General features: G+C 68.7%; 10 protein-coding genes. 3 read left to right on the forward strand and 7 right to left on the reverse strand.

Annotated features, from left to right (window positions below; all coding sequences use genetic code 11):
* The first annotated feature begins 37 nt into the window (after positions 1-37).
* Complete coding sequence (locus EV643_RS10070) at positions 38-1,735, forward strand: AMP-binding protein (RefSeq protein WP_133799741.1); 1,698 nt, start codon at positions 38-40, stop codon at positions 1,733-1,735.
* Positions 1,732-2,505 carry an SDR family oxidoreductase gene (locus EV643_RS10075; protein WP_133799742.1) on the forward strand — a complete coding sequence of 258 codons (774 nt, stop codon included), beginning with the start codon at positions 1,732-1,734 and terminating at the stop codon, positions 2,503-2,505. The genes EV643_RS10070 and EV643_RS10075 overlap by 4 nt, the downstream gene beginning before the upstream one ends.
* Here the strand turns inward: EV643_RS10075 and EV643_RS10080 are convergent.
* From EV643_RS10080 to EV643_RS10095, 4 genes are read right to left on the reverse strand one after another with little or no spacing between them, the layout of a single operon-like run.
* Positions 2,489-5,755, reverse strand: coding sequence for a carboxyl transferase domain-containing protein (locus EV643_RS10080; RefSeq protein WP_133799743.1), 3,267 nt, complete (start codon positions 5,753-5,755; stop codon positions 2,489-2,491). The genes EV643_RS10075 and EV643_RS10080 overlap by 17 nt on opposite strands.
* A 32-nt stretch (positions 5,756-5,787) precedes the next feature.
* A complete protein-coding gene (locus tag EV643_RS10085; RefSeq protein ID WP_133799744.1) occupies positions 5,788-6,564 on the reverse strand; it encodes an SDR family NAD(P)-dependent oxidoreductase in 777 nt (258 codons plus the stop codon).
* A gap of 1 nt (position 6,565) precedes the next feature.
* Positions 6,566-7,429: an aspartate/glutamate racemase family protein gene (locus EV643_RS10090; protein ID WP_133799745.1), complete on the reverse strand. Its 864-nt coding sequence runs from the start codon at positions 7,427-7,429 to the stop codon at positions 6,566-6,568.
* 39 nt (positions 7,430-7,468) lie between these two features.
* Positions 7,469-8,701, reverse strand: a complete 1,233-nt coding sequence (locus EV643_RS10095; protein ID WP_133799746.1) for a serine aminopeptidase domain-containing protein — start codon at positions 8,699-8,701, stop codon at positions 7,469-7,471.
* Positions 8,702-8,802: 101 nt separating this feature from the next.
* On the opposite strand from EV643_RS10095, the gene EV643_RS10100 reads away from it, so the two are divergent.
* A complete protein-coding gene (locus EV643_RS10100; protein WP_133799747.1) occupies positions 8,803-9,939 on the forward strand; it encodes a homogentisate 1,2-dioxygenase in 1,137 nt (378 codons plus the stop codon).
* Between the two features lie 87 nt (positions 9,940-10,026).
* Here EV643_RS10100 and EV643_RS10105 read toward each other — a convergent pair whose 3' ends face one another.
* Genes EV643_RS10105 through EV643_RS10115 form a run of 3 tightly spaced genes read right to left on the reverse strand, consistent with a single transcriptional unit; the run spans position 10,027 to position 12,075 of the window.
* Positions 10,027-10,410, reverse strand: a complete 384-nt coding sequence (locus EV643_RS10105; protein ID WP_133799748.1) for a nuclear transport factor 2 family protein — start codon at positions 10,408-10,410, stop codon at positions 10,027-10,029.
* A 34-nt stretch (positions 10,411-10,444) separates the two neighbouring features.
* Positions 10,445-11,248 carry an IclR family transcriptional regulator gene (locus EV643_RS10110; protein WP_166665391.1) on the reverse strand — a complete coding sequence of 268 codons (804 nt, stop codon included), beginning with the start codon at positions 11,246-11,248 and terminating at the stop codon, positions 10,445-10,447.
* A 59-nt stretch (positions 11,249-11,307) separates the two neighbouring features.
* Entirely contained in the window at positions 11,308-12,075 is a 768-nt protein-coding gene (locus tag EV643_RS10115; protein WP_133799750.1) for an SDR family NAD(P)-dependent oxidoreductase, read from the reverse strand.
* Between the last annotated feature and the right edge of the window lie 106 nt (positions 12,076-12,181).

A 12,181-nucleotide genomic window follows, 5' to 3' on the forward strand; every position in this document is an offset into this window, starting at 1 on the left:
GGTTCTTGCCCACCCGCCAAGAGAGCAGCCACACACCATGAACCGTGACGAACGGGACTACCTGGCCGATCTTCGGCGTCGACAGCTGTCGAGCTGGCCGCCGGACGTGCCGACAGCGCCCACCTACCCACTGGGCGAGCAGACCTTGAGCGAGTCCCTCCGTGGCTGGGCGCGCACTCAGCCGGAGCGCGTGGCAGTCGTCTATTACGGCACCGAGCTCACGTACGCCGCGTTCGACGCCGCGGTGGACAGTATCGGCGGCCATCTCGTCGGCGCCGGCGTCCGGCCTGGCGACCGGATCGCCGTGATGCTGCCGAACTGTCCGCAGTTCCTGATCGCCTTCCACGCGATCCTGAGGATCGGTGCGGTGCACGTTCCGGTGAGCCCGATGTCCAAGGAGGCCGAGATCATTCACGAGCTGGACGAGAGCGGCGCCGACGTCCTGATCGCCTGGGACGCGCTGCTGCCCGCAGTCGAAGAAGTGCGCGCCAAGTCGCCGCTGCGGCATGTGATCGTCACCAGCCTGAGCAGCTACCTTCCCGACTCGCCGACCCTGCCGGTGCCGGACCTGGTCCGTACGCCGGTCACGGCACCTCCGCCCGGCATGGTCGGCTGGGACGACGCCCTCACCGCGTCCGCACCGGATCAGCTGCCGACCGTCGGCCTCGACGATCTCGCAGCCCTCAACTTCACTGGCGGGACTACCGGACTACCGAAGGGCTGCGAGCACACCCACCGGCACATGGTCTACACCGCCGCCTGCCTGACCAGCGCCTGGAAGCTCGGTCACGGCGAACGCTCCGGGACCGCGTTGGTGTTCCTTCCTGCGTTCTGGATCGCCGGTGAGGTGCTCGCCGCGATCCTGCCGGTCTTCGTCGGCGGCACGTGCGTGTTGCTGGCCCGCTGGTCCCCGGACGCGGTCCTCACCGGCGTCGAGCGGTACCGCGTCACCGAACTCGCTGGGACCGTGGACAGCTACCTGGACCTGATGGACCACCCGGACGTCGGCGAACACGATCTCTCCAGCCTGGCGACGACCGTCGCGGCGTCGTTCGTGCACAGACTGACGATCGAGGTCCGCCAGCGCTGGCGTGAGGTGTCCGGCAGCACCGCCGTCCTGCGCGAGGCGGCGTACGGGATGACCGAGACGCACACCTTCGACACCTTCGTCACCGGGCTGAACGACGGCGACCAAGATCTGCACAGCCGGCCGGTCTTCTGCGGGCTTCCCATGCCCGGCACGGAGTTCAAGATCGTCGACTTCGAGACCCGGACGCTGTGCGCCCTCGGTGCGGAAGGCGAGATCTGTGTCCGCAGCCCTGCTGTCATGCGCGGCTACTGGAACGCCGACGACGACGATCACGACGGATGGCTCGCCACTGGAGACATCGGCATGATCGACGAACACGGGTTCCTGCATTTCCTCGGCCGCCGCAAGGAGATGCTCAAGGTCAACGGGATGAGCGTCTTCCCGGCCGAGATCGAGGCAGTGCTCGGCGGCCATCCGGATGTCGTCGGTTGCGGGGTGGTCGGGACCTCGAACCCGCGCAGCGGCGAACGTCCGGTCGCGTTCGTCGAGATCACACCGATCGCCGCCGGCACGATCGACGCCGAGGCGCTCCGGCAGTGGTGCGCGGAGCGGCTGGCCGACTACAAGGTGCCCGAGGTGCGGATCAGCGCCGAGCTGCCACGCACCGCCTCGGGCAAGATCCGCAAGAACCTGCTCGTCCTATGACGATCGCGGCTGTGGACCTGACCGGGCGCACCGCGCTGGTCACCGGTGCCACGGGCGGCCTCGGACGCGCGATCGCCCACGCACTGGCCAAGGCAGGTGCACGCTTGCTGATCAGCGGGCGGACCGCGGAGGCGTGCCAGACCGCAGCGGCCGAGCTTGGAGCTATCGGCCGATGCAGCCCGCTGGCTGCGGACATCGCGAGCCCGGATGGCGTACGTGCGCTGGCCGACCAGGTGAGCGAGGAGGCAGAGCAGCTCGACATCCTGGTGAACAACGCCGGTACCGCCTGGGCCGCACCATTCGAAGCGTTCCCGGTCCGGGGCTGGGACAAGGTCATGGACCTCAACCTGCGCGCGCCGTTCCTGCTGACCCAGGCACTGGTCCCGCTGCTCGAGTCCACCGGCTCGGCCGACGCCCCGGCCCGGGTCGTCAACATCGGCTCGATGGAAGGCCTTCGGGTCGCGGACCGGGATAACTACTCCTACGCGGCCAGCAAAGCTGGTCTGCACCATCTGACCAGGGTCTTGGCTCGTGAGCTCGGGCCGCGCCACGTGACCGTGAACGCGGTGGCGCCAGGCATCGTCGAGACCCGCATGACCAGCGGGCTCCTGGCCGCCGATGCCGCCGACTTCCGTGCGCGCACCCCGCTCGGCCGGCTTGGCCGCCCGGAGGAGATCGCCGCCGCTGTCTGCTACCTCGCCGGACCTGGTGGCGCCTTCGTCACCGGGGCCGTGCTGCCGGTGGACGGCGGCCTCAGCATGACTCTGTAGCCCCGGCGCGGGTCTGCGCCATCCGCAGCCCGGCCACCAGCCTCGACCGGGTCTCTGCGGGGTCGATCACATCGTCGATCTCGAAGTAGGTGGCCGCATTTATCGCGCTACCGTGCCGATGCGCCTCCTGGACCAATTGATCGAACAACGCTCGCCGTTCGTTGTCGTCGGCGATCGCCTCCAGCTCACGCCGATAACCGAGACGCACCGACCCCTCGACCCCCATACCGCCGAGCTCACCGGTCGGCCACGCCGCGGTGAGAACCGGCGTCCGCCATCCGCCGCCGGCCATCGCGATCGCGCCCAGGCCGTAAGCCTTGCGCAGGATGATCGTGAACGTCGGCACGGTGAGGTTCGCCCCGCAGAGAAAAAGCTGCGCGAAGCGGCGTACCTGCGCCTGCTTCTCGGCCTCCAGCCCGACCATGAAGCCGGGGGTATCGCACAATGTGACCAGAGGCAGCCCGTGGTCCTGACAAAGCCTCACGAACCTGGCCGCCTTATCGGCGCCGTCCGCATCGATCGCACCACCACGTTGCGCGGGGTTGTTGGCCAGGATGCCGACCGGGCGACCCTCGATGCGAGCCAGGCAAGCCACCATCGCTGGGGCGAACGCGGACCGCAACTCCAGCACCGACCCGATGTCAGCCAGACCGTCGATCACCGCATGCACGTCGTAGCTGCGTCGGCGGTTCTCCGGGACGGCGTGCCGCAGCAGCCGCTGGTCGGGCGCCTCCCACACGGCGACAGATCCTTGGAAATAAGACAGGTACTGCCGCGCCACCGCCACCGCCGCCGCATCGTCGTCGACGAGGACGTCGACGACGCCGCTGGCAGTGTGGACATCGACAGGGCCGACGTCCGCGGCAGCGAACCGGCCAAGGCCTCCACCCTCGATCATGGCCGGACCGCCCATCCCGATCGACGCGTCCCGGGTCGCGATGATGACATCGCAGCAGCCGAGCAGTGCGGCATTCCCAGCAAAACAGTGCCCCGACGCGACCCCCACCAGCGGCACCCGGCCGCTCAGTCGCGCGAACAGCGAGAACGTCGGCATGTCGCCGTACCCGACGCCTGGATAGTCGGTCTCGCCTGGTCGGCCGCCACCACCTTCGGTGAAGAAGACCAGCGGAAGCGACAGCCGGTCGATCAGCTCGAAGAGCCGGTCCTTCTTGCGGTGGCCCTGATGCCCCTGGGTGCCGGCGAGCACCGTGTAGTCGTACGACATCACCGCGCACTGCGCTCGCTCCGGTCCGACCAGAACCCCGTTGACGCTGCCGATCCCAGCGACCAGCCCGTCCGCCGGCGTTCGGACGATCAGCTCGTCCACATCCCGCCGGGCCCGTAGCGATCCGATCGCCAAGGCGCCGTACTCGATGAACCCGGTCGGGTCGCAGAGGTCGGCGACGTTCTCTCTGGCCGTACGGCGTCCCTGGCTGTGCCGCGCCTGGACCGCCTCCGGGCGCGCCTCGTCCAGGGTGAGTCGCCGCCGCAACAACAGCTCGGCAAGGTCCGGGCGGATCTCGTCGAGGTCGATCTCGACGAGATCCGCGTCGTCGCCCGCGGCGGCTCCCTCGTCCAGCAGAAGAAGCGGCCGGCCCTCCTGAACCTGCTCCCCCGGCTCCACCAGGACACCGGCAAGAGTCGCGGCGTACGGCGCTCGGACCACGGTCTCCATCTTCATCGCCTCGAGCACCAGCAGCGGCGCGCCAGCAGTGACCGTGTCACCTTCGCCGACCGCAAGCGACAGCACCACGCCGCTCATCGGCGCCCGCAGAGCGCGGTCGTCCGCGAGGTCGGGTACGTCGGCCGCGACCCGCTCGTCCGTGACGGCGGGAGGCGTTGGGTCCGGCGGCGCGGCGGCGACCAGCTCGGCGAGCCGAGTCTCCACGAAGGTCGTGCCCGCCGTTCCCTTGACCAGCTCCGGCCGGGCAAGGATCGCGCGCAGCAGGCCGGTGTTGGTGCGGACGCCGAGCGTGCGCAGGTCGGCCAGCGCACGATCGGCCTTCCGGGCGAGCACATCCATGTCGGCGGAGGCAGCGTGCACGATCACCTTGGCGAGTAGTGAGTCGTAGGCCGGGTTGATTCCGTAGCCCGAGTAGCAATGCGTGTCCACCCGGATTCCAGGACCGGTCGGCGGTTGGAAGACCGCGACCGTACCCGACGAGGCCCGGGCGACCCCGTCCGCTGCGATCGACTCCGCCGCCACCCGCACTTGGATCGCGCGCCCGTGCGGCGCCGGCACCCGTTCCTGGTTGAGCCCCAACTCGGCGAGCGTAGTGCCACCCGCGACGGCCAGTTGGGCTCCGACGAGGTCGACACCGGTGACCTCCTCAGTGACGGTGTGCTCGACCTGGAGCCGCGGGTTGGCCTCGATGAAGACGCAGGAACCGGTCGACCCGACCAGGAACTCGAACGTGCCCAGCCCGCGGTACGAGACCGCCTGGGCAAGCGTGACCGCATGATCGATCAGCGCCTGGCGAACCTCGTCAGCCAAGCCGACCGCCGGCGCGATCTCGATCAGCTTCTGGTGCCGACGCTGGATGCTGCACTCGCGCTCGCCGAAATGAGTGACCGCGCCGGTACCGTCGCCGAGCACTTGGATCTCCACGTGCCGGGCATTCTCGACGATCTGCTCGAGGTACACCTCCGACCGGCCGAACGCGGACCGGCTTTCCGAGCGAGCCCGCTCCAGCGCTTCCTCCAGCTCGGCCAGCGAGCGGACCTCGCGCATCCCGCGGCCGCCGCCACCCGAGACCGCTTTCACCAGCACAGCGGCGTCTTCACCAAGACCTTGGAAGAACGTCCGCGCCAGCTCGACGTCGATGGCCCCGTCCGTCGCGGCGGCGACCGGAACCCCGTGCTCGACGGCGAGGCGGCGCGCCGCGACCTTGTCCCCGAACAGGGCCAGCGTCTGCGCCGGCGGCCCCACGAACACCAGTCCGGCTTGTTCGCACCGGCTCGCGAAATCCGCATCCTCGCTCAGAAAGCCGTACCCCGGATGAACCGCGGCACAGCCGCTGCCCCGCGCCGCACCCAGCACCGCTTCCATGTCCAGGTAGGCGGCCGCTCCACGACCCGGAATCAGCACAGCCTCGTCCGCGTACCCGACGTGCAGGCTGTCGGCGTCGTCCGCCGGGTGGATCGCGACCGTCCGGATGCCGGCGTCCGTGGCTGCCCGGATGATCCGGATCGCGATCTCGCCGCGGTTCGCGACGAGCAGTCCGGCGGCGAGAGGATGTGTCGATGGCATGGGTGGCGTCGATTCTTCCTACGCTGAGGGGATCAGTTGAGGGCCCAGCCGCCGTCGACGTTCAGCACCTGTCCGGTGACGAAGTCGGCAGCATCGGAGACGAGGAACTCAACGACACCGGCCAGGTCCCCGGGTTCCTCGACACGCGGGATCGCCTGCTGACCGACGACGGTGTCGATCATCCGGGCGATGCCCGCGGCACGGTCCGGGTCCACCGCGGCCTTGTCCATCGGCACCAGCCCGGGCGCGACCGCGTTCACCGTGATCCCGAACGGGCCGAGCTCGCGAGCGAGCGTGCGGGTGAGACCGACGATGCCCGCCTTCGCCGCGACGTACGGCGCCGCGCCGGTCGGGTGCCCGAGGGAAACCATCGTCGTGGAGACATTGACGATCTTCCCCTTCCCGGCTCGTTTCATCGACGGCACCACCGCCTGGGTGCACAGCCACGTGCTGGTTAGGTTGACCGCGATCGCCGCCGACCAGGCGTCGAAGGCGATGTCCTCCATCGGTCCCCAGACCGACCGCCCGACGTTGTTGATCAGGCAGTCGATCTGGCCGGACGTCGCGAGCAGGCCGTCGAACACTTCCTTCACTTCATCCGGCACTGTCAGGTCGACGCCGTATGCGTCCGCGGCGCCATCAGCAGCACGGATACGTTCGGCGGCAGCAGTCGCGCCTTCGGAATCGACATCCAGCAAGGCGACCCGGAACCCTGCCCGGGCCAATCTCTCGGCATAGCTCAGGCCGAGGCCGCGAGCGGCGCCGGTAACAACGACGGTCCGTGCCCCGGTCTCAGTCGTCAGGGGCATCTCAACTGGCCGTGATCGTCTCGGTCTCGGGAATGTCGCAACTGGCGGTGCCGTCGTCGCTGAGGACGCAGACCGCACAGTCCTCGATGTCGACCAGTTCGATGCTTGCCGCCTTGACCAGCGCCGAGAACACGCTCGCTCGTTCCGAGACCGGAGGCAGGGCCGGGTCCTTGGCGTGCTTGAGTCCTAGCCCGACAAGCATCTCCAGGAAGCGGTAGCCGGTAGCGCTCGGGTCGACCACGGGCACGCTGGCGCGCTCCGCGAGGATCGGTGCGACCGGGGTCATGCAGTTGCAGCCGAGGATGACGGCCTGTGCGCCGTCCTCGGCAACGGCCGCCTCGATCCCCTGCAGGATGCGCTCGATCATGTGCTGCTTACCTGCCCGCATCTCGGTGTAGAAGTTGTTCTCTTCCGCCAGAGTCGCCTGCTCCGCCGCCGAGGTGACATACCGCACCGACACGCACTGGTCCCCGGCGTGGTTCTCGCTCAGGAGCCGGTCGTAGAGGAACGACTGCGTCTCCGGCCAGATCGTTACGATGCTGTACCGCTCAGAGAGCCCTGCCGCGGTCAGCAGGCTGGCCTGGCCGCAACCGACCACCGGGATGTCCACGGCGGCCCGCGCCGCAGCCAGTCCGTAGTCCGCAAGGGCACCGATCAGCACGCCGTCGTACCCCTCCTGCTGAGCCCGCATCGCCGCCTCGACCGTGGAGATCTCGGTGAGCAGCAGATTGACCGGATCCCCCGGGAAAGGTGCCGCGACCGACTGCACGAAGCCGGTTTCGAAGCCCGGCGAGATCGCCGTCGCGGGGATGCCGCGGCCCTCGGTGGGGCCTTCGGAGATGATGTGCGCAATGCGCTTGCTCATGGTGTAGCTCCGTCCTCTGTGCGGTAAGGAGATTGCCGTTCAGCGCGACGAGCCGAGGCCGCGTTCATTGATCCAGGTGTCGATGACATCGAGAACCGCTTCCTGGTGCCCGGGCTGCCCGGCGAAGAAGTGGAGTCCGCCATCTGACCAGTGCAACTGCTTGTCCGTGGTGCCGGCCGCCTCGTAGAGCGCTATCGCGGCCGAGCGGAAGACACCCTGATCCGCGGTGCCCTGGACGACGAGCACCGGCACCTGGGCGCGGGCCAGGTTCGGTTCGGCGAGGGCATTGGTCGAGCTCAGACCGAACTGCGATAGCCACGATCGCAAGGTCGCAAACCGGCCGAGTCCGATCGCCGCACGGTTGAACCACTGCACGTTGGGGCCGCCGTACCAGCCGAGCGGACGGTCGGAAGGGTCGACGGACGGGTCGAGGAACTCGAGAGCGGCGGTAGTCCGGTGGATCACGAAGCTCTCGTCGTCGTACCCGAGCTCGGCGAGTTCGGCGAGCCGTCGCCGTGCCCAGGCCGTGATCCGCTCGTTCCGCGCGACCTGGGCTGCTTTGTAGCGACGTACGAACTCCTCCGAATACGGCGGACCGTTGCGGGGATCGAACATGTCCAGCTCCGGATCGGTTTCCACCAGGTCCTTCTCGTCGACGACCGACGGATCGAGGTAGCTGGTCAGCACCTGGGCCCGACCGAGGTGCGCGTTGAGCAGCACCAGCGCGTCGGCCGGCGGCAGGTCTGCCTGACGCAGGTCGGGAGGATCCCCCGCTGGGGTGGACGCGACCGATGGGTCCTCTGCTTCGGCCTGGTAGAAGCAGGCGAGCCCACCGCCTCCGCTGTTGCCCAGCAACACCACGCGCTCGCAGCCCTGCTCGCGCAGGTAGCGGACACCAGAGGCGAGGTCGAGCACAGCCTGCTCGACCACCGCGTTGCTGTCGTCGGAGAAGCGCGACCGGACACCCAGCGCGAGGTAACCGCGCTCGGCCAGCGGCGCGAGGGCGTAGTGCTGAGTGAAATCCGCGACCGGGTGCATCAAGATCACGCCGGTCCGCGGCGCCTGAGTGGCACGGTAGGCCAGAGCGGAATGAACAGCCCCGTCCTCGGAGGTCAGCGACAACAGCTCGCGCTCAACACCGGGCGGGAGCGGCGCCTTGAGCTGCGATCCACCGAAGTGACGTCCGCCCGTGGCGGCGGTGTCGGACGGCGAGGCCAGATCCGCCCTCGAGATCAGCTCGCCCTCCGCGTCTGCATGGTTGGATGCAGTCACTGCCCGTCCCTTCGGTTGTGCCGCGTCCACGCGCGGGAGTACAGTCACGATAACAGAATCATGCTCTCCAGAACAGAATAATCTTGAGAAGGGCGCCGACCATGTTCGCGAAGTACTCCCAAGGCACGATCCCCCGCCAGGGCCAGACCCGCTGGCCGGAGCAGTTGATCGAGGAGCACCACGGCCGTGACGGCTTCGCGGGAGACTGCACGGTGCTGCACCGCGAGCACCCGACCACGAAGTGGACCCGAGTCACCGGCCCGCTCCGGCCCCGTGGCCTGCAGACGACCGGACTCACCGTCGCCGACGCCGACGACCCGCGGGCACTGCCGACCGTGCTGCTGTTCAACGACGACGTCAGCGTGGCCGTCTCCCGCCGCCGGACGCCGGCGCCGTACTACCTGCGCAACCTGGACGGCGACACGATCATCCTCGTGCTGCTCGGCTCCGGGCGAATGGTCAGCGACTTCGGCAGCCTGCCGTACGGCCCACGCGAGTACCTGGTGATCCCGAAGGGCACGAACTATCGCCTGATCCCCGACGACGTCGAGCATCTCGCGTACTTCATCGAGACCACCGAGCCGGTCGAGGTCGCCGACCGGACGATGCTGGGCCACTTCCTGCCGTTCGACACCGCGGTGCTCGAGGTGCCCGTCCTGGACGGCCCGTCCGGCACCCCGGCCGAGCAGGACGGCGAGTGGGAGGTTGTGCTCAAGCGCGACGGCGAGCTCACCTCGATCTTCTACGACTTCGACCCGCTCGACGTCGTCGGATGGCAGGGCAACGTCGTCCCGTTCCGGCTCAAGCTGTCCGACATCCGGCCGCTCACCGCTGAGCGTCTCGATGTCCCGCCGGTGACCCACGCGACCTTCCAGACCCCGGGCGCCTGGGTCTGCACCTTCGCCCCGCGCCCGTGGCAGAGCGCCGACGACGCGGCTCGGGTGCAGCCGTTCCATCGCAACGTCGACTACGACGAGGTGATCATCCATCTGGGCGGCGACGAGGGAGTTCCGGGTCCGCCGCCCGGACTGCTGACCGTCACGCCCGGCGGCATGAACCATGGCCCCTCGGCCGCACTGGTCGCCACCCCGCTGGCGCGGCTGCCCTTCTACATACTCAACCTCGACACCCGCCGGGCGCTGCGGGTCACCTCGGACTTCGAGAGCGCCGAGATCCCGGACTTCGCCGGCAAGGTGGCGTACGGCGCCGCGCCGCCTCCGGGCCCGAAAGGCCACTGAGCCACGGAAACAGTGAAGCGGCTCGGCGCCGGACGAGGTCCGGTGCCGAGCCGCTTTCATACGCACGCACCCAGCCAGGCTGCGCAGTCAGGCCAGGAACTCGTCCAGGGCGGTCTGTTGGTCGACCAATCCCCAGTGCTCGGCTACTGCGCCGTCGCGGAACCGCCAGAGCCCGAAGGCGTGCACTCGCAACTGCCGACCATCCCGCTCCACCTCGAGTTCGGACGGAACCAGGCCCCAGTGATCGTCAGCGAGGAAGGTCGTGGTCAGCGTCTTGCGCATCGTGTCGCCGGTCCACCGACCCATCGCGCGCACATGCTCGGCGTGGCCTTCGGCGCCGTGATAGCTGCCTGCGGCCCGCCCGGCCCCGGGCACGTGAACCACGTAGCCGGGCGCGAGACGGTCGTACAGCGCCTGGCGGTCCCCGGCGTACAGGCGGCGTAGCAGTTCGGCATTGGGGTGATCGGTCATCGGCTCGGCCCATCTCCTCGGTAGCGGTGGAACTTCAGCGGACAGTTGTGCCGGACAGCTCCTCACCCAAGGACTTGGCTGCGGCCCCGATCGCCTCGACCATCTCGACGATGCGATCGTCGCTGATCCTGGTCATCGGCGCCCCGACCGCCAGGGACGCCAGCGGCCGGCCGCCCTTGCTACGGACGGCGACAGCGACGGACCCGATACCGTCCTCCAGTTCACCGAAATTCGCGGCGTACCCGCGCCGGCGTGTATCGCCGAGATCGATGAGGAGCTGACTCCGGCTCCGGATCGACCGGTCGGTCACCTGCAGCAAGTGCTCGTCTGGGTAGATCTCGAGCACCTCCTCGCGGGTGAGCTCAGCGAGCAGCGCCTTCCCTGCCGACGTGCAGTGCGCGGGACGCAGCGTGCCCGCGCGGGACGCCACCCGCAGCGCCTGCGTCGGCTCCCTACCGTCGAGGTAGAAGACCTGCGCGCCCTGGAGCGTCGCCAGATGAATCGTCTCGCTGAGTGTTGCGCCGAGCTCGTCCAGGTACTTCGCGGCCGCTTGGCGCAGTCCGGAGTGCTGCACGGTGCGCAAACCAATCGAGAGCAGAACAACGCCGGGGACGTAGAGCTTCGAGACGGTGTCCTGGGCGACGTATCCACGGTAGACGAGCATCGCCAGTAGTCGATGCGCCGTCCCGGTGGACACCCCCAGCAATTCGGCCACGTCCTTGACTCGGATCCGTTCCTCGTGACTGAAGATCGCCAGCAGTCTGAGTGCGTTGTCGACCGACTCCAAGGGGTACTTGGGTCCGTCTCCAAAGGTCTGGGCCTCGGGAATGTTTCTCACGGTGCCAGTATCAGATTCCACGATGCAGAATCTATCACTCAGCGCTTTCCGGGCTCCATTCACAGTGACCGGATCCCGGCGACGCCTCCGTCGAGCACGAAGTCGGTCGCGGTCACCCAGGCCGACTCGTCGGACGCCAGGTAGAGTGCCAGGCTGGCGACATCCTCCGGCCGCCCGAACCGGCCGAGCGGGACCGGGATCGCGGTGCTGCCACCCTGAGCGGCGAATGCCCGTAGCGCGGCGGCGGTCGCTGGGGTCTCGATGGCGCCGGGAGAGATCGTGTTGCACCGAATCTGGTGCTTCGCACCCTCGGCCGCGAGTTGCCTGGACATAGCCAGGACGCCACCCTTCGCGGCAGCGTGCGCGAGCATGCCGCCGCTGGCCCGGTGAGCGACAACCGACGCTGTGTTGATGATGCTGCCGCCGCCGCGCTCAACCAGGAGCGGCCAGGCCGCCCGGGTGACTGTGAAGATCAGGTCCAGTTCGTTGCGCAGGGTGAATGACCAGTCGTCGGGCGTGGTCGATTCGATCGATCCGGGCCGCATCGCGCCGGCGTTGTTGTACAGCACGTCAGGTGGGCCGGCCTGCTCGGCGGCAGCAGCGACCCACTGTGCGGCTTCGTCTGCGTCGGCCAGGTCGACCCCGGCGAACGAGTGCATGTCAGCGCCGACCTCGCGAACCAGCGACGCGGTCTGCTCGTTGGCCTCCGCAATGCCGTCGACGCCGACGACGACCGCACCCTCGCGGGCGAACAGGACCGCTGAGGCGCGGCCGTGGGCGCCGCCGGTCCCGGTGATGTACACGGTCTTTCCGGCCAGACGGCCCATCGCACGCCTCCTCGGACACAAGTCCATTTAACGGAATCTTCCTCTGGATAGCCGAATTCTAGGACAGATCTCCTTGCGACGCCACCGCACACCCCGCAGAATGGAC

Origin of the sequence: Kribbella caucasensis (assembly GCF_004361855.1) — a bacterium.
GTDB classification, from domain to species: Bacteria; Actinomycetota; Actinomycetes; order Propionibacteriales; family Kribbellaceae; genus Kribbella; species Kribbella caucasensis.

Coding starts and splice junctions, on each gene's coding strand:
- EV643_RS10070 (WP_133799741.1), top strand. CDS start 38: ATGAACCGTGACGAACGGGACTACCTGGCCGATCTTCGGCGTCGACAG.
- EV643_RS10105 (WP_133799748.1), bottom strand. CDS start 10,410: ATGACCGATCACCCCAATGCCGAACTGCTACGCCGCCTGTACGCCGGG.
- EV643_RS10075 (WP_133799742.1), top strand. CDS start 1,732: ATGACGATCGCGGCTGTGGACCTGACCGGGCGCACCGCGCTGGTCACC.
- EV643_RS10115 (WP_133799750.1), bottom strand. CDS start 12,075: ATGGGCCGTCTGGCCGGAAAGACCGTGTACATCACCGGGACCGGCGGC.
- EV643_RS10100 (WP_133799747.1), top strand. CDS start 8,803: ATGTTCGCGAAGTACTCCCAAGGCACGATCCCCCGCCAGGGCCAGACC.
- EV643_RS10080 (WP_133799743.1), bottom strand. CDS start 5,755: ATGCCATCGACACATCCTCTCGCCGCCGGACTGCTCGTCGCGAACCGC.
- EV643_RS10085 (WP_133799744.1), bottom strand. CDS start 6,564: ATGCCCCTGACGACTGAGACCGGGGCACGGACCGTCGTTGTTACCGGC.
- EV643_RS10090 (WP_133799745.1), bottom strand. CDS start 7,429: ATGAGCAAGCGCATTGCGCACATCATCTCCGAAGGCCCCACCGAGGGC.